At 65.0% G+C, this 17,782-nt stretch carries 11 protein-coding genes and 1 riboswitch; of the genes, 3 read left to right on the top strand and 8 right to left on the bottom strand.

The window, feature by feature from the left end; translation table 11 throughout:
• Window positions 1-149: 149 nt before the first annotated feature.
• Window positions 150-3,494 (top strand): metallopeptidase domain-containing protein, encoded by a 3,345-nt coding sequence (locus ELEN_RS00635; RefSeq protein WP_015759824.1) that lies wholly within the window; start codon window positions 150-152, stop codon window positions 3,492-3,494.
• Between the two features lie 68 nt (window positions 3,495-3,562).
• Here ELEN_RS00635 and rlmH read toward each other — a convergent pair whose 3' ends face one another.
• The 7 genes from rlmH to ELEN_RS00600 form a co-directional block, all read right to left on the bottom strand.
• The gene (gene rlmH / locus ELEN_RS00630) at window positions 3,563-4,033 is read right to left on the bottom strand and encodes a 23S rRNA (pseudouridine(1915)-N(3))-methyltransferase RlmH (RefSeq protein ID WP_021410870.1); all 471 of its coding nucleotides are present in this window, start codon (window positions 4,031-4,033) and stop codon (window positions 3,563-3,565) included.
• A 90-nt stretch (window positions 4,034-4,123) separates the two neighbouring features.
• Window positions 4,124-5,080 carry a 4Fe-4S binding protein gene (locus ELEN_RS00625; protein ID WP_015759822.1) on the bottom strand — a complete coding sequence of 319 codons (957 nt, stop codon included), beginning with the start codon at window positions 5,078-5,080 and terminating at the stop codon, window positions 4,124-4,126.
• Window position 5,081: 1 nt separating this feature from the next.
• Window positions 5,082-5,825, bottom strand: coding sequence for a 4Fe-4S dicluster domain-containing protein (locus ELEN_RS00620; RefSeq protein WP_015759821.1), 744 nt, complete (start codon window positions 5,823-5,825; stop codon window positions 5,082-5,084).
• A 208-nt stretch (window positions 5,826-6,033) separates the two neighbouring features.
• Entirely contained in the window at window positions 6,034-6,711 is a 678-nt protein-coding gene (locus tag ELEN_RS00615) for a TorD/DmsD family molecular chaperone (RefSeq protein ID WP_015759820.1), read from the bottom strand.
• A 144-nt stretch (window positions 6,712-6,855) separates the two neighbouring features.
• Complete coding sequence (locus ELEN_RS00610; protein ID WP_015759819.1) at window positions 6,856-7,734, bottom strand: dimethyl sulfoxide reductase anchor subunit family protein; 879 nt, start codon at window positions 7,732-7,734, stop codon at window positions 6,856-6,858.
• Between the two features lie 2 nt (window positions 7,735-7,736).
• Window positions 7,737-8,309: a 4Fe-4S dicluster domain-containing protein gene (locus ELEN_RS00605; protein ID WP_015759818.1), complete on the bottom strand. Its 573-nt coding sequence runs from the start codon at window positions 8,307-8,309 to the stop codon at window positions 7,737-7,739.
• A 1-nt stretch (window position 8,310) separates the two neighbouring features.
• Entirely contained in the window at window positions 8,311-11,226 is a 2,916-nt protein-coding gene (locus tag ELEN_RS00600; RefSeq protein ID WP_015759817.1) for a molybdopterin-containing oxidoreductase family protein, read from the bottom strand.
• An 879-nt stretch (window positions 11,227-12,105) separates the two neighbouring features.
• On the opposite strand from ELEN_RS00600, the gene ELEN_RS00595 reads away from it, so the two are divergent.
• The gene (locus tag ELEN_RS00595) at window positions 12,106-12,549 is read left to right on the top strand and encodes a MarR family winged helix-turn-helix transcriptional regulator (protein WP_009609027.1); all 444 of its coding nucleotides are present in this window, start codon (window positions 12,106-12,108) and stop codon (window positions 12,547-12,549) included.
• On the opposite strand, the gene ELEN_RS16645 is transcribed toward ELEN_RS00595, so the two are convergent.
• Window positions 12,546-15,746: an MSCRAMM family protein gene (locus tag ELEN_RS16645; protein ID WP_015759816.1), complete on the bottom strand. Its 3,201-nt coding sequence runs from the start codon at window positions 15,744-15,746 to the stop codon at window positions 12,546-12,548. The genes ELEN_RS00595 and ELEN_RS16645 overlap by 4 nt on opposite strands.
• Before the next feature lie 245 nt (window positions 15,747-15,991).
• A riboswitch (glycine riboswitch) is annotated at window positions 15,992-16,103 on the top strand.
• A gap of 116 nt (window positions 16,104-16,219) precedes the next feature.
• Here ELEN_RS16645 and ELEN_RS00585 point away from each other — a divergent pair.
• Entirely contained in the window at window positions 16,220-17,737 is a 1,518-nt protein-coding gene (locus ELEN_RS00585; RefSeq protein ID WP_015759815.1) for an alanine/glycine:cation symporter family protein, read from the top strand.
• The last annotated feature ends 45 nt before the right edge of the window (window positions 17,738-17,782 follow it).

The raw sequence follows: 17,782 nt of genomic DNA, 5'->3' as shown, positions 1-17,782 counted from the left end.
GACGTCTCGTCGTCGCGAGAGCGCCCGTCCCCCATATCCCCAAACGAGACGTTAACCCCTCCCCTTTGCCTCATTCTCAAAAAGCACGTGTCGAGCGGGGCGGCAGCGGGTAGTATGGTTCCATCACACCGGAAGACGAAGGGAACCGCATGCAACGCTTCGCTCGCTCAAAGGCCGCGCGTTGGGCCGCGTTTTGGCTGACCGCGCTTCTGGCAGCAGCCTTCGCAGGTGCGCTCGCGCCCGCGTCGGCCCATGCGCAGGACGCGGCGCACTCGCCCTGCATCGCCACCGTCGAGCAACGCGCCGCCTATGCCGCAGACGGCACGCTGGACGAACGAGAAGCCTTCCAGGAAAGCCTCGGCAACGACGAGCCCTCCCCCGGCCTCGTCCAACAGGCTCTCGCGCGCGAGCAGGCGCAAAACGGCATCGCCCCGAACGCGGTTCCCGGCGACGACGGCGGCATGGCCGCTATCGGCAACGCACACGTGGTGGCGCTGCGCGTGTCGTTCCCCGACCGCCCCTTCGCGGAAGGAGATACGCTGGAAGCGCTTCAGGCGCTCATAGGCCCGCGCGCCGTCGGCGAGGCCGCGCTGCCGAGCGCCGGCGGCTTTCCCTACGAGAACCTGCACGACTACTACCTCCGCGCGTCGTACGGCGCGCTTACCGTCACCGGCGAAGCGTTCGACTACGCGGCCCAGCACGAGCGCGATTTCTACACGGCGAACATCGGGCAACTGTACAAGGAGGCGCTCGACCACCTCGAGGCATCCGGCATCGATCTCGCGCGATTCGACGCGAACGGCGACGGGCGCATCGATGCCGTCTACCTGCACTTCGCCGGCGGCGACACCGGCTGGGGCAGCGTCTGGTGGAGCAACGAGCAGGTGCTCGACGTCCCCGACGCCGTGTACGCTGACGGCACAGTGCGCCTATGGAACGCCGTGGCGCTGTCGAATCCGTGCGACCAACCGTGGGCCGCGCAGACCATCATCCACGAAACGGGTCACGTGCTGGGCCTGCCCGACTACTACCAGTACGCCAGCCAGCAAGGAGGCTCCGCCGACCGCACGGGAATCCTCACCTTCGACATCATGATGCAGAACCAGGGCGATCACAATGGATTCTCGAAATGGATGCTGGGCTGGCTGCCCGACAGCAAGATCACCCGCATCTTCGCGAACGAGACGGGCATCGACGTCAAACGCGACGGCAAGGTGGTGCAACACGTGGACGCAACCGCCGACGGCAGCTCGTCCGTAGAAGCGGCTTTAGAAGCGTTCGCTTCGAACGACATCGATGAAACCGGCGGTATCGTCGTGGTGGCGAACCAAGACGCAAGCATGTTCTCGTCCTACTACCTGCTGCAGTACGACCGCTTCGCCGGCAACCAAAGCGTTCGCTACGAGCAAGATGGCCAACCCGCCGAGCTTCCGTCGGGATTTCGCCTCTTCAGAGTTCAGGCCGACCTAGGATCGGGCGGACCGTATTTCGTTCATTCGAACACGTACGGAACCGTGCACAACCAGCTGATCGAGCTGGTCGACCCTGATATGAACGAGCCGCACGCGGAAAGCACCGACCTCGTCCCAGCCGCAATCGGCTCGAGAGAATACGGCTGCATGCTGTACGCAGGCGACGAGGTGTCTCCCCGAGGTTACCCTTCAACCAACTTTTTCGAAAACGCCAACGTCGGATTCACCGGCCTGACCATCGCCGTCACCGAAAGCCGTGCGGATGGCGGCACGCTGAACATCTCGTACTCGAACGCCGGCAAGCCGGAACCGCCCGACGATTTCACGCTTACGCCCCTGTTCGACAGCGTCTCGAACACGGGGACGCTGTCGTTCGAAGCGTCCACGAAGCCTGCCCTCGCCACGCCGCTGCCCGCGGCAACGCAGCTCATCGTGGACGGCCAGCCCCACGCCCTGCTGAACATCGAGACGGACGGCACCACGGTCAGCCTTCCGTACTTTCTCGATGCCGGCGATATCGGGCCTTCGTCAACGTGCGAGATCGTGTTCCCTGCCGGCATGTTCGTCTTGGCTCAAACAGGCGGCACGACTGCATATTCTCCCGAAGTGCGCCTCGAGCTGAAAGCAAGCCCGCTGCTCACCCCCGTCGACTGCGCGGGCGGCTACCTGGGCACCGAGTACACCGAAGATTCCACGGTGCTCAGCAACGTGTTCGCCTGCCCCGACGGAAGCAAACGGTTCTTCCAGATAGCCGACGGCCAGCTCAAGCTGCACGCCATCGACCCCGCCGATGTCGCACGCGTATCCTCGCGCACGGTCGAGGGCGTTCCCGTTCCCGCCGTCTTGGACTACCGTCCTTCGCTTCGCGTCGTGCCGCTATCGAACGAGACCGCGTTCGTGCTCATGCCTGCAGCGGGAGGCGAAAGCGCGGGATACTGGATCGATCTCCAGCGCGGAACCGTTATCGCGTCCTATCCCTTCGACCAAGCCGCTTCCCTCTCGCTTGCAGGCAGCGGGTCCACCGTATTAGCGGCGTCTTTCTATCCAGGCGGCGGCCGAACGATCGCCGCGCTCACCCCGCTTGAAGACGGAACCGTGGAAGCGCGCTACGGATGGACCCAGGCCGAAACCGTGGTTCCCGTCGACGCCGACGCGTTCGCCTTCGGGTTCATGGATGACGCAGGCGCTTTGACGGAGGAAGCGCGCATCCTGCCCGCCGACGCCATCGTCGCGGCGCTGCGCGATGGCGCAACCCTTCTCGAGCATGCCTCCGACAATGGCGAGCTGTGCACGCCCGAGCGCGCCGCGGCCACGCTGCCTCTGCGCGCCAGCCGCATGCTGCTGGCCGTCGAGCGCGCGAAGGACGGCTTCTACGCGCTGCTTTCTTCGGACTACTTGGATCCCGCGAAGCTGACGAACCTGCTGATCGAGTTCGACAGCACGGGAGCGGAACGGGCACGATCTCCTATCGAGGTGGACGGATCCGACGTATACATGCAACTTCGGGTCGCTCGCCACGGCACCGTGGCGCTGTCGCGGCGCATCGACATGACGAAACCGCCCATCTCCCGCAGCGACGTTCTGTTCTGCGATGCGAACCTGCAACCGCTCTCCGTGCTTACTACAGCATCCACCGGCTTGGGCGCATGGCTCGACGACGGACGCTGGCTCGACGTGGGAATGAGCGTTGCGGCGGCAAACGGGCCGAAGGGGTCGCCCGTCGCAACGGAATACGGCGGCGCAACCGAAGGCGGCGAGGTCGACGAATCCAAGCGCGCCCGATACGTGGTAACGACGCAACTTGACAAAACTCCTGCAAACCCAGGCGATGACCCCGCCGATCCCGGCATTCAACCGCAACCGCTCCCGCAACCAGCCGACGACCAGCCCGACAGCCCAAGCAAGCTCGCGCCTACCGGCGACCACGCGAATGCGCTCGAGCTTGCCGCCCTGGCAACGGCAGCGCTGGCCACCGCGCTCTTCGCACTCATGAGGCAAAATGAGGCAAAGGAATGGGGTTGATGTCTCATTCGGGGGACAAAGGGGACGGGCGCTCTCGCGACGACGAGACATTAACCCGTCCCTTTGTCTCATTTATGGTATGGCTCGCCGCGTGAAATTTTCTGGGCGCGGTAGAGCTGTTCCAGCAGCACCACACGAGCCAGGTTGTGCGGCAGCGTGATAGGGCCGAACGACAGCGTCTCGTCGGCACGCTGACGCACCGCGGCGCTCACGCCGTCGGAGCCGCCGATGACGAACGCGATATCGCTCGCGCCGTTCAGCTTGAGCGCGTCGATGCGCTGCGAGAAGCTCTCGCTCGAACGCTGCTTGCCGTCGATGGCCAGCAGCACCACATGCGCCGAGGGCCCGAGCGCGGCCAAGATGGCGGCGCCCTCGCGGTCGCGCGCTGCATCCACGCCGCCCGCGCGCGCAGGATCGACGTCGGCGATCTCGCGCACCTCGGTCTTACCGTACGGCTGCATGCGCTTCAGGTACTCGGCGCACGCAGCCGTCCAGAACTTTTCCTTCAGCTTTCCCACCGCCACTATGGTGAACTTCATACGCCGTCCCTTCGACACCGCTATCATGGCTCGCACTCATGATAGCGGAAGCCCGACTTGCCAAGACGGAAACGAGATCGGACTCGTGCGCTATCTGACGGACGGTTCGACCTCCTCAACGTCGGAAAGCTCGTCGAAAGAGCCGGGTATCGGCTTCCCGGCCCCCGCCTTGACCTTGATGGACTTCGTGGGGCAGTTCTCCACGCAGTCGAGGCAGAAGGTGCAGGCCTCCAGCGTCGCCTTGCCGGGATCCGCCACGTCGATGCCCTCGGGGCACACGGTGGAACAGGTTCGGCAGCCCTCCTTCGAGATGCAGGTGGCGCAGTCGGCCTGAGGGCGGGCGCCGAAGCCGAGCTTCGCGCGCAGCTTGCCCATGAGCCCGAAGAAGAAGCCGAGCGGGCAGATGGACGAGCACCAACGCTTGAACAGGAACAGCTCCGCCAGCAGCATGAGCGGGAAGACGATCAGCTCCCAGCCCGGCTGCAGCAGAACGAACACGCGGTTGAGGGCCCACAGCGTGCCGAACACGAGACCGATGGGGCACAGCAGGCAGAACACCGGGAACCCCACAGCGAAAGACACAACCAGCAGCACGACCAGGACGAGGCCCTGGGTTTTGAGACTGGAGGTCCCACAGGACGAGCAGGTGGAGCAGCCGGAGCCGGAGGATTTTCCAACCGATGCAGGAGGCTCGGACGGATCGCTCGCCGCCGAACCGCCGCGGAAGACGGGTACCGCCTCGCCGCTGCGGCCGAGAATGCCGCGCGGGGTGTGGCCGCCGAACACGTTCTTCAGAAGCTGCGAAGGGCAGAGCCACGAGCAGAACGCCCGACCCAGCAAGAACACGATGACCAGCACGGCCAGCACGCCGGGCATGAGGCCCCACGGCACGCTGCCCGAGGCGACGGCGATCTGCGCGAAGCCCACGGGGCACAGCGCGCACAGGGTGCCGATGGCGGCATTGCCGCCGAGATGCGCCGCGACGACGGCCAGCGCCAGCACGGCGGTCGCCACGAGGATGCGGATGGTTTTGATGCGCGTCTTCATGTCAGGCTCCCGCCTCTCGCGTCGCGTCGGGGCCGTCGGGGTGGACGCCCTTGGTGTGGGGGCTCGCCGCGTTCGCCTGCGCCACGGCCACCGTGCGCTTGGACGCCAGCTCCTCGCTGGACACGGCGCCCGTCGCCTGCGCCGCCTCGCTCGAGCGCGACACCACCACGATGCCCTTGTCCTCGACGCTCGCATCGTAGGCGCGCAGCGAGGCCGAGGGGCACACCTGCTCGCACTTGCCGCAGCCGTCGCAGTACTCGGGATGCACGACCGGCCGGTCGTGGTCGTCCAGCGTGATGGCGCCCTCCACCGGGCACTCGTCCTTACACACGGTGCAGCCGGCCCAGTCCCAGGCCACGCACGCGTCCTTCACCACCACGGCAACGCCCAGGTCGCGCTCGCGCGGGCCGCCGTAGGCGAGCGCGCCGGTGGGGCACGCGTCAACGCACTGCATGCAGAAGTCGCAGCACCCGTGATCGAAGGCGAGCGTCGGCGTGCCGTAGGCCACCAGGTTCTCGGCCAGCGGAACCGGCGTCACGATGCCGTAGGGACACGCCTGCAGGCAGCGCCCGCAGCGGTCGCACGCCGCCACCAGCTGCGCGTTCGACTCCGCGCCCGGCGGGCGCACGAACGCGGCGTCGGCCTGGCGCGACACCGCGCCGAACCCGCCGACGCCCACCATCGCCGCGCCCACGGCCCCCGCGGCGAGGAACCCGCGTCGGGAAATCGTCTCCACACTTATCATCCCCTCAACAACAAACTCGATGTTTCACGTGAAACGCTTCGGCCGTCGGTCAGGTCGGCCGAATCTGGCACAAATACACGGTTTGGGCGCAAATTCCTTCTACTTTTTGGCGAATAGCAAACCATGCATTTACGTAATGCCTGTTCGCTGTTTCCCGCCCGCCTTCCACCATGCCCAAACCGAAAATTTGTGCCACGATCGCATGCTGCTACCCCAGCACTTCGGCGAGCTCGGCCGCGTCGGCGGTCAGGAAGTCTTCGGTGAACGTCGCCAAGTCGAAATAGAAGCCGTCTTCGGCAGCCTTGCGCACGTCGGCCGTGAAGCGGTCGATCCAGTTCAGCAGGTGGTCGCTCAGGAACTCCCTCTGGGCGCGCAGCTGGCGCTCGGCCCCCGCCTCGTCTCCCGCGCGCAGCGCCTCCACGGCGCGCCCGCACAGAAGCGCCATGAAGGCCAGCTCCACGGCCAGGTGGTCCTCCGGCTCCTTGAAGCCGGGGTTCTTCGCGAAGCCCGCGCCGCGGTACACGTGCAGCACCTCCGCGTAGGCCTCCTGCATCATGAGGCCGCCCTCGCTCGTATACACCGACTCGTACGGGAAGGCCTTCTGAGCGGTGCGCGGGCCCATGCCGAAGAACGCGCGGTCGAAGACGACCGCCAGCTGCTCGAGCGCATCCTCGTCGCAGTCGGCGAGGTCGGCCTGGAGCGCGGCGAACCCAGCGGCCAGGCCGGCGTCGTCGGAGGCCAGCGCGGCCTCCCCCGCCAGCGCCTCGGCGAACGCGGCGTCGATCTCGGTCTCGTAGCAGCGCGACAGCAGCGCGTACACGCGGTCGCGGTTCTCGCAGAAGTCGATAAGGTTCTCAGCGAGCTCAGCAGGCATGGTTTCGATCATGATTACCCTCCTTGGGTTTTGATGTCTGATCTCGTCGGCCGTCCTTCGCACCTGAACGCTGCGGGGGGGGGGTTGCAGCGTTCAGGCACGGGGGAAGGCGGATGAGGGGGACGCGCCGCACCAGGCCGCGCGCCCCCAACCGTATCAGTGGTAGATGAACTGCTCCACGCTGGTGCCCACGGCGTACATGATGATGCGGATCACCACGGCGCCGATGGCGGTGCAGGCGCACGCTCCGAGCAGGTACATGGCCAGCTGCTTCGGCGCGACCGAACCGGTGTCGCCCGCTCCCTTCGTCGCCTGCACGCAGGCCAGCACGGTCAGCGCAACCGGGACCACGATGCCGATCACCACGACGCCCGCCCAGAACATCACGGCCAAATCGCCCGAGATCAGACGATCGATGGAACGCGTCGGCGCCTGGTACGGAGCGATGGCGATCCACACCACGTACGCCACCGTGGTCACCGCCATGATGACGACGCCCGCCAGCGCCAGCTTCAGCGCGAAGCCGCCCTCTTCGGCGGCCTTGCCGCGCAGCAGCACGAGGCCGGCCATCAGCGTCATGCCCAAAGCCAGGCCGGCGCCCAAGAACATCAGGGGAAGCGCGATGCTATCCCACGCAGGACGGGCCGCGATCAGGTACGACGACCCTGCCACGAACGGCAGCACCAGGCCCACGATGCCTCCCAGCACGCCGAACACCTTCGACACGCCAGGGTAGTCCTTCTTCGCCAGCACCAGGTACACCAACGCGATGATGCCCATGATGGCGACGACGAACAGCTCCTTCGACAGCCCGGATCCCAGGTTGCCCAGCAAATGCGTCGCGCGCTCCGGGTGCCCCATGTGCAGCACCGACACGCAGCCGCCCACGGCCAGGCAGATGAGCGCGATCAGCGCGCCCGAGAACCGCACTTCGCGGAACTTGCCGCGCAGCTCGCCCACGGCCAGGAACACGAACGAGCCCGAGGTGACACCCAACAGCACGCTGAAAATCAGAAGTGGCCACTGGATTTCCATGGTTACTCATCTCCCTTCCAGGCGCACTTGTCCATGGCGTAGTCCACGCCCGGATGGTTCCCCACGTCCTTCAGCTTGTACGTCTTCTTTGCGGCGCGCAGCTTCGACACATCGGACTGGGGGTCGTCCAGGTCGCCGAACTTGCGGGCCTGGCCCGGGCAGTGCTTCACGCACGCCGGCTTCTCGCCCTTGTCGATGAGGTGCGCGCACATCGTGCACTTTTCGATAACGCCCTTGTCCTTGCCGGTGTCGTACGCGCGCACGCCGTAGGGGCAGGCCATGACGCAGTACTGGCAGCCGATGCACTTGCTGTGATCCACCAGCACCACGCCGTCGTCGCGCTTGTAGCTGGCACCGGTGGGGCACACGCTGACGCATTCCGGGTTGTCGCAATGCTGGCACGACACGGGCAGGTAGTACATCTCCAGGTCGGGATAGGTTCCCGAAGAGCCCACCGTCAGCACCTTGTTGTAGAACGTGCCCAGCCCCACGTTGTTCTCCTGCTTGCACACGACGGCGCAGGAGTGGCAGCCGATGCAGCTGTCCAGGTCGATGTCGATAATGTTGCGGGTCATGTTACTTCGCACCCCCCTTCGTCACCTGCGTGACGCCGTTCTGCTGGTCGTCGGCGGCCAGCTGGTCGGCGGTCAGCGGCAGGAATATCTTGAGGTCTTCCGAGTTCATGCAGATGTTCTTCGGCGCGCCGTCGTCGGCCTTGTACACCTTGCACAGGCCGCCGTAGTTGTCGGTGCCCACCGCGGGATCGTACGGGCCGTTGTTCTCGAACAGCACGTTGCAGTTGCTGTCGAACGCGCCGTGCAGGTCGTCGGTGGCCTCGCGCTCGGGGAACCACCAGTCGTGCTCGACGTGGATCATGCCCGGCTTGATGGCCTCGGTGAGGTTCGCGCGCTGCTTGATGCGGTCGACGTACGTCTCGATGTACACCCAGTCGTCCTGCTCGATGCCGTGCTCGGCGGCGGCGGCGGGGTTGATGTCCATCGTCGGGAACATGTGCACCTCGCGCATCCACGGACTGTTGCGGTACTCGGTGTGGAAGAACGCGTGGCTGCGGCCGCCCGTGATCAGCGTGTACGGGTACTCGTCCAGCAGATCGGGGCGCGAGATCTTCGTGATGGGCGGCTCGATGTACATGGGCAGAGCGCCGTTTCCGTACAGCAGCAGGTCTTCGCTCCACAGCTCCATCTTGCCGTTGTCGGACTGCGGATGCGGCGGGATCACCTTGCCGTCCGGCGTTTGCGCGCCGGGGAAGCGGTAGACCGAGCCCATCTTGTTGCCGCGGTACATGGTGTTGAAGCCGGGGCGGAAGTCGCTCGTCTTGCGCATGAAGCCCGTCTCGTACTTCGGCGCGTTCTTCACGGTGGCCATCTCCACACCGGTCACGCTGATGCGCTCGCGGAACTCCTCGAAGCTCGCGCAGCTCAGATCGGGCGGAAGCGTCTCGGGGCCCTTCACCATGTAGTCGAAGAACTCGTACTTGTCCTTCCAGTACATATCCACATCCATGTACTTCGCGAACTCGAAGCAGATGTCCATGTCGTCGCGGCACTCGCCCAGCGGCTCGTGGAACGGCTGGCGGATGAGGTAGGTGTGGCTGGTCGGATAGCCGTGGCCGGAGTGCGCCCACTCGACGCGGTCCACTTCGTTGGGATGCGCGGCCGGCAGGATGATGTCGGCCAGCTCGCCCGACGGCGTCATGTACAGGTCCACGTTCACGAAGAAGTCCAGGTTCTTGAAGCCTTCGACGATCTCGTGGCCGCCCTCGATGGAGAGGATGGGCTCGGACGTCTGCTGCCAGTACCCGTAGATCTGGAACGGATCGCCCTTCGCCATGGCCTTCGTCGTGGCCGCGCCGAAGCCGCCCTGCTGGCCGTAGATGACCTGGCCGCCGGAGTTCTGCTTCGTGGTCTTCAGCTCGCCGGTGGCGTCGTCGGCCACGAGGATGTCCTGGTAGCCGGTGTTCTGGCACACGGACAGCTTCTTGATGTTCATGGCCGTTTCCTTGCGGCGCTGCCCCATGCGGCCCTTCTGGTTCGGCACGACGTCGAACATGAAGGAGTCGTAGCCGGTGGCGGGCTCGCGGCCGATGTTCTGGCCGCCCTTCGAGTCGAAGTTGCCGGCCAGCGCCATCATGATGGTGAACGCCTGCGAGATGCCGGACGTGTTGATGGAGAACTCCACCTTCTGGCCGCGCGTGAAGCACGCGTGCGGGCTGGCGTCGATGTAGGCGTCGATGGCTTCCTTGATCTTGTCCTCGGGAAGCTCGCAGAACTCGGCGGCGCGCTGGATGGTCCACGGGGTGACGTGCTCCACCAGGATGTCCCAGCTGGTGCGGTAGGTCTTGCCGTTGATCTCATGGCTGCCGGACAGCGCGGGCTTCGCGTCGGCCACGATGTTGCCCTCGGCGTCGAGCCACTGGAAGGCCTTCGGGCCGCCCACGCCCTTCGTGTTCTGCCAGTCGCCGGACCAGAAGATCAGCTGGTCGCTGTTCTCGTCCCACGCGGCGTACAGCTCCTCGTTGCCGTCCTCCTTGAGGTACGACTCGCGCAGCTGGTAGCCCGTGCCGTTGCCGTCGGCGTCCTTCTCGTCGATGAAGAACGGGGCGTTCGTGTACATGCGCGCGAATTCGGTTGCGCACTTGTCAGAGTGGACGATCTCGTTGATGAAAGCCAGCACCAGCGCCATGTCGGAGCCGGGGCGAATGGGCAGCCAGATGTCTGCCTTGGAAGCCGTGCAGGTGAAGCGGGGGTCGACGCAGATGACCTTCGCGCCGCGCTCCTGCGCGCGCTTGACGGTGAGCCAGTCGTAGTAGCCGCGGCTGCGCTCCTGGCGGCACCAGATGAGGATGCAGTCGGTGTTGTTGCCGTCCCAGCCGGTGTACTGCGTCTCGTCGCCGTACAAACGCTGGCTGGAGAAGTACGAGCCCACCCAGCACAGGTTGCCCACGCCGAACGTGGCCGTAGAGCCCAGCTCAAGCCACAGCTTGTTGATGGCCTGGAACTGCAGCATGTCGCGGCCCGTGCCGTACTGGTGCGCGATGGTGTGCCAACCGTGCTCCTCGCCGATCTTGGTGAAGCGGTCGCGCGCTTCCTCGTAGGCCTCTTCCCACGTGATGCGCTTCCACTGGCCGGAGCCCTTCTCGCCCACGCGCTTCTGCGGGTAGCGCACGCGCAGCGGGTTGTACAGCTCCTGCGGGATGGCGAAGCAGCGCCCGCACAGCGTGCCCTCGCTGAACAGGTCGGGGTTGCCCTCGATCTTCACGAGGCGCCCGTCCTTGACGTGCCCGAACAACGCGCAGCGGCCGTAGCACTGGCGGCACGCGCTGGGGATGATCTTCACGTCATCGGACGAGGTGCTGGTGGCCGCTGCCTCGTCGGCCGCGGCGGTGGTCGCCGACGCGCCGAGCAGCAGCGTCGAAGCGGTCGCGACGGCCGAAGCCTTCACGAAGCCTCGGCGGCTCATCTTTAGTGACATCTCTCCTCCTTTTGCCTCACTCTGCATGGAGGGGTCGGAGATGCGGAGGGGTGCGCGCGTCGAAGAATCCCCCTTCAAAGCGCCCCGGACTGCAAGTTCCCCGTTCTCGTTCCCCTTTTACTTGCAGTGCTAATTATATTACCTGATATTATTAGTGCAACGACTTTAAGCTATCTTTATAAAGAATAGTCGCGACCACGAGAGTTATACGTGGCGAACAGGTAAAAACGTACGCATGTTTCACGTGAAACATGCTGCGAGAGGCGACAGGAAAGAAAGACGTACGCCGTTTTCTACCTGCTGCACCTGCCAAGAACCCTATGCGCACCGAACCGGGACCGGGGGCGCTGCACGGGACGACGCCGATGCACGCCGCAGGGCCGTTTCTGCACAAAAAGACGCGACGTGCGACGCCTGGAAGCCTCGAAAAGAGCTTTCCAACCGTCCTGTCGACGAAGCCTTCCATACTCCTCCGATCGCTACAATATCGATCAGGCGTTTTCCAAAGCAACCAAAACTGCGCGAAATGCGGCAACCGACAAGGTGTCGCACGTCGCGTCTTTTTGTGCAGAAACGGCCCTGCGGCGTGCGAGATTGCTTGCGCGCAACCATCGCCGTCGATCACAGACGTTAATGACGGCTTCAACGACATGCAGACGCGAGCAGCATCAGCAGAGGCAGCGCGAGTGCGGTCTTAGATACCGGCGGCGTGGTTTTTGGACGCGCGAGACGCAAAGAAGTTGACGGGTTCCGGTCAATTGTGATTAATTGAGCAGGTACTTTATAGTCCCTATCGCCGTTCAGCGTGGCCAGCGCAGCGTGCGGACCGCCCGCACGCCCCTCCCCACCTTCGCGCGGCATGCCAGAAGCAGGTCAAGCATGATCAACCAGCATAACAGCCTCATCGGATTCCTCGTGTACGACGCGCAGCGCGCCATCGCCAAGTCGCTGGAAACCGCGCTCAAGCCCTACGAGATCACGCCGGGCCAATGGAACCTCATCAACCAGCTGGACAGCGCGGGCGAACTCTCGCAGAAGCAACTGGCGGAACGCACGCGCAAGGAGCAGGCCACCATCACCCGCTACCTCGACACGCTCGAGCGCAAGGGTCTCGTGGTGCGCAACCAGCACAAGTCCGACCGCCGCGCGCACGCTATCTCGGTGACGGACAAGGCGCACGAGCTGGTCATGGCCGCGCAGCCGGTTACCGTCGACGCGGCGGACCGCCTGATCGAGGGTATCGACCAGGCGGATCTCGACACGTTCGTCGCGGTGCTGGCGAAGCTCAAAGAGAACGCCGACAACTACTCCAACAACGGCTAGCGACGACCCGCACGCCGCCGCGCCACCAAAAGCGCCGTGGCGAGCGCGCCTATCGCGACTGCGCCCAGCGCGCCCAGAACGGCGAGCGGAACAGCGTCGCCGGTGCGGGCGATCGACGATGCAGAGGACGTCTTGCCCGGGGCATTCGGAGTCGACGGTTGCGAGGTCGATGGGGTGCCCGGCGCGGCAGGGTCGACGGGTTTCGCCGGGTCGGTCGGGTCGGTGGGATCGTTGGGATCCACCGGGTCAACCGGGTCGGGCGGCACCGGAGCGTTCTCCACAGTGAGTTCGACCTGCTCGGGCTGGCCCACTTCCACTCCGAACTCAACCGGCGTCTCATCCAACACGTAGCCCTCGGGGGCGGCCGTCTCTACGAAGCGGTAGCTTCCCACCGGCAAACCATGCACCTCGATGATTCCCTCATCGTTCGTGGCGAGCGCGTCGAAGCCGTCGACCACGGCCCACGTCCCGTCGGACAGACGCTGCTCCAACTTGAACACCGCTCCGGCAAGCACCGTCGTCGCATCGTCGGCATCCACCTTCGTGAGCAGCGCGCCGCCCAGCACAGGGGTCTTCACGTTCGTAGCCGTCACGGCCACCGCAAGGCCGGGCGCGTCCTCGGCCAGCGTGAACTCCACCGGCACCGTCTCCAGCTCGTAACCCTCGGGAGCCGAAAGCTCCACGAAGCGGTACGCGCCCATCGGCAGATCGGTTACCTCGATCAGACCGTCGGCGTCCGTGGTCAGGCGCTGGGAACCCGGCACGGGCTCCCAGCTTCCGTCGGCCGTCTGCGCCTCCAGCTTGAACACGGCGCCCGGGAGCACCGTCGTCGGGGAATCCGCGTCCACCTTCGTCAGCACGACCTTGCCCAGCGGCGCGGGCGGTTCCTTGGCGTTCGCAGCCGTGAGATTCACGACGATGGGCGCCGGCGCGGCGGCGTCGATGGCGAACTCGCGGGGCGTGTCGTCCAGCACGTAGCCTTCGGGAGCCGCGGTTTCCACGAAGCGGTAGCTGCCCACCGCCAAGTCGGCCACCTCGATCAGGCCGCCGGCGTCGGTGACAAGCGCATCGTGGCCCGGCACGATCTCCCAGGAATCGTCGGCGAGGCGCTGCTCCAGCTTGAACGTCGCGCCCGGCAGCACGGCATCGGGAGCCTCGGCGTCAACCTTCTTCAGCACCGCCTTCCCGAACACCGGGCTCTTGGTATTCGTAGCCGTCACGGCCACCTCCAACCCGGGCGCGTCCTTGGCCAGCGTGAACTCCACCGGCGCCGTCTCCAACTCGTAGCCCTCGGGAGCCGAAACCTCCACGAAGCGGTACGCCCCCATCGCGAGACGTTCCACCTCGATCAAGCCGCTGCCATCGGTGACAAGCGACTCGTATCCCGGCACTTCGACCCACGACCCGTCCGCCGCCTGCTCTTCCAGCTTGAACACGGCGCCCGGGAGCTTCACAGATTCGTCGTCCGCGTCCACCTTCGTCAGCACGACCTTGCCCAGCACGGGGGCCCTTCTGTTCTCGGCCGTAACGTTCGCGGTATGGTTCAGCGTGGTCGACGTGATGGCGAATTCCACCGACTCGCTCGTCATCTCATACCCGACGGGCGGCACCATCTCCACGAAACGGTACTGGCCCAACAGCAACCCCGTCACCGTGATCAGCCCGCTTCCATCCGTAGTCAGCTGCTCGGAACCCGCAACCGTCGCCCAGGTGTTGTCAGGCTGCATCTTCTCCAACCTGAACACGGCGCCCGGCAGCGTGGCGTCCGGATTGCCCGCGTCCACCTTCTTCAGAACGGCCTTGCCGTCCTTCACCTCCACGCCGCCCGAGATCACGGTGAAATGCGCGCTTCCGGGCGCCGCTTCCGACCCGCTGTCGCCATAGGTGAGCGTGGCGTTGTTCTCGTACTGCCCGGTTTCGGACGCGTCGCTGCGCAGCTCTACGATGAACGACGTGAAGTCGCCCTTGTTCGGCCCCGAGGCGCTGAAGTACTTCATGATGATGGCTTTCTGAGCAGGCGTGGCGCCTTTTTCTTCCAGCAGCCAGGAAAGTCCCGCCTCGCCCTGGCCGTCCAGGATGTTTCCGATATTGAGCGGGCTCGACCCATTGCCCGTGGGCACGTTGCCGAACCCGATGTACACCACGCGGTTCTCCCACACGCCGATGGTGGGCACGGCTGCCATGCGCACGCTGCTCGCGAACTCGTCCTGCGTCATGCCGTCGGCCGCCGACTTGTCGGTCAGCGCGAACAGGTCGGTGATGGGATAGGCCGCGTACTGCTCGGTCTGCGCCTCGCCCGCGTCGGTGGTGGCCACCACGGGCATGTACACCGTCACGCCGCCCGACGTGATGGCCTGCCCGCCCTGCAAGTCGTCGGTCAGCAACAGGTTGCGCTGCTGCGGCGACGGGTCGGAACCGCCCACGGCATAGTTCGCGTACGCGTCCACGATGTTGTCCAGGTTCACGCCGATGCTCCACACGATCTGGTTCTGGCCGGCTACCTGCGAGCCGTACTTCATCAGCGGCGTATCGGGCAGCGGGCCCGTCGTAGGCGGTTCGACGCCGATAGACGGAAGCGCTTGGCCGTTAACCGTGAACACGATATCGTTGCCTTGGCCCGTCACGTAGCCCTCAAGCGAGAAGAAGCCATTGTGCAGCGAGGGGAACTGCGCCCCATCGTCGGAAAGCGTGGTCACGATAGTGATGTCCTGACCGGGGATCATGCTGCCGTTCGCATCGCGGTTGCCGTTGACCACGTACGAGCCGATCACCTTCTGGGTCGTGGGATCGACGAGGTTCACCGGGCCGAAATCGCTGGCCAGGAAGTGATCATCCCCGTTGACGGTGAACGTGAACGTGTCGCCCGCATGCACGTCCGTCATATCGGGAATGCTCCAGTCGATATAGATGCGCACGTACGCGCCGCTGGTCAGCGTGGTGCCGGCGGGAATGTCCAACCAGCTGTCGCCCGATTTCTTCTGCAGCTTGACGCCGTCGACGGACACCTTGTCGGTCACGTCCATCGCCGCGCGCGGCGTAGGCGCGTCGTCGGACGGATCGGGCTGGGCTTCCTCGGCGAACGCCGGCGAGCGGAACGCCAGAAGACAGAGGGCGACCAGCCCTATCAGAACGAAGAACGCGCGCAAGCGACCCGCGCGCGAAACCGGACAGGTAGGAACAGTTGGCTGGGGAGCCATAGAAGACCTCCTCGTGTGAAAATGTTGCAATAGCAGCAACAGTAAGGAGACCGTCGCCGTCCGCAGCTGAGGCATGCGAACGGTGTTCCGCTCGTAGCGGCATCGACACCGTCCCGCAACAATCCCTTTAGCACGAAAAAGTCAAATAACGGGTTACCAACGGATGCATTCCTTGTTACAATCAGCTGCACAATTTCATAGCGTCACCCCGTTGATACGTCCTGGATCTTGCGAGACAGGGCGCGGAAGGGGCCTCTGGAGAATCCCGATCGTCGGATCGGGTGCCGAAGGGGCAAGGCGCATCGCCGCAAGCGCGATGCCGCTGAAACTCTCAGGCAAAAGGACAGAGCAAAGCTACCTAGCTTGTCGCGCGAGCATGATCCTATGCTTTCCTTCGCATCCTCCAGAACAGCCACGTCGTACACGGGTTTCGCAGAAGTTGCCCGAACGAAGTTGGTTGAAGGAGGATCGTGGTGGAAGGCTTTTTTAGTATGATCAACGATGGGCTCGTCGCTATAGACGACTTCATCTGGGGCGTGCCGCTTATGGTGCTGATCTTGTTCGGCGGCATTTTGCTCACCGTGCGCCTGCGGGGCGTGCAGTTCCGGCAGCTGCCGCGCGCGCTGCGCTATATGATCAAGAACGAAACCGGCGGCGAAGGCGAAGTCACCAGCTTCGGCGCGCTGTGCACGGCCCTGTCAGCCACCATCGGCACCGGCAACATCGTCGGCGTGGCCACGGCCATCGTCGCCGGCGGCCCCGGCGCGATGTTCTGGATGTGGCTGGCAGCGCTGTTCGGCATGGCGACGAAATTCTCCGAAGGCCTGCTTGCCGTGAAGTACCGCAGCGTCGACAAGAAGACCGGCCACGTGCTGGGCGGCCCGTTCTACTACATCGAGCGCGGCATGGGCATGAAGTGGCGCTGGCTGGCGAAGCTGTTCGCGTTCTTCGGCATGTGCGTGGGCCTGTTCGGCATCGGAACGTTCACGCAGGTCAACTCTATCTCCAGCGCCATCACCGGGTTCTTCGACCCCGAGAAGAACGCCACGGTGAGCATCCTTGGCATGGACTACTCCATCTTCACCGTCATCGGCTCCATCGTGCTGGCCGTGCTGGTGGGCCTTGTGGTCATCGGCGGCTTGAAGCGCATCGCGAAGGTGTCCGAGCGCGTGATCCCCGCGATGGTGGTTCTGTACGTGGGTCTCTCGGTGCTGCTCATCGTCACGAACCTCGACAAGATCCCCGGCGCGTTCGTCACCATCTTCGAAAGCGCGTTCGGCCTGCAGGCGGCTGCGGGCGGCATGCTGGGCGCCATCATCATCGCCATGCAGAAGGGCATCGCGCGCGGCATCTTCTCGAACGAGGCCGGCCTGGGCTCCGCGCCCATCGCCGCTGCCGCCGCTCAGACGAAGGAGCCGGTGCGCCAGGGTCTCGTGTCCATGACCGGCACGTTCCTTGACACCATCGTGGTGTGCTCGATGACCGGCCTGGCGCTGGTCATGACGGGCGCGTACCAGATCCCCGGACTCGAAGGCGCGGCCGTCACCACCGCCGCGTTCCAGGCAGGACTACCCTTCATCCCCGGCGAAGTGGTATCATTCGTGCTGATGGCATGTCTGGTGCTGTTCGGCTTCACCACTATCCTGGGCTGGGACTACTACGGCGAGCGCTGCCTTGAGTACTTCAGCAACGGCTCGATGAAAGCCGTGAAGACGTACCGCTGGCTGTACATCGCCGCCGTGTTCATCGGCCCCTACATGACCGTGGCCGCCGTGTGGACCATCGCCGACATCTTCAACGGCCTGATGGCGCTGCCGAACATGATCGCCCTCATCGCGCTGTCCGGCGTGGTGGTGAAGGAGACGAAGGACTACTTCGCCCGCCTGGCCGCTGCCGGCAACGAAGACGAGATGGCGCCGCACCTGCCCGGCGACAACTGGGACATCCCGCCCATCGACCCGCTGGACGACCGCCTGGGCGCGGCCAACTAACCTACTCCGCGCGTCAAGCGCGCAACAGCAGAGAACGGCTCCTCG

This window comes from Eggerthella lenta DSM 2243 (assembly GCF_000024265.1).
Classification (GTDB): domain Bacteria; phylum Actinomycetota; class Coriobacteriia; order Coriobacteriales; family Eggerthellaceae; genus Eggerthella; species Eggerthella lenta.
The sequence above is the reverse complement of the archived record's forward strand: the minus strand, read 5'-3'. Positions and strand labels throughout refer to the sequence as shown.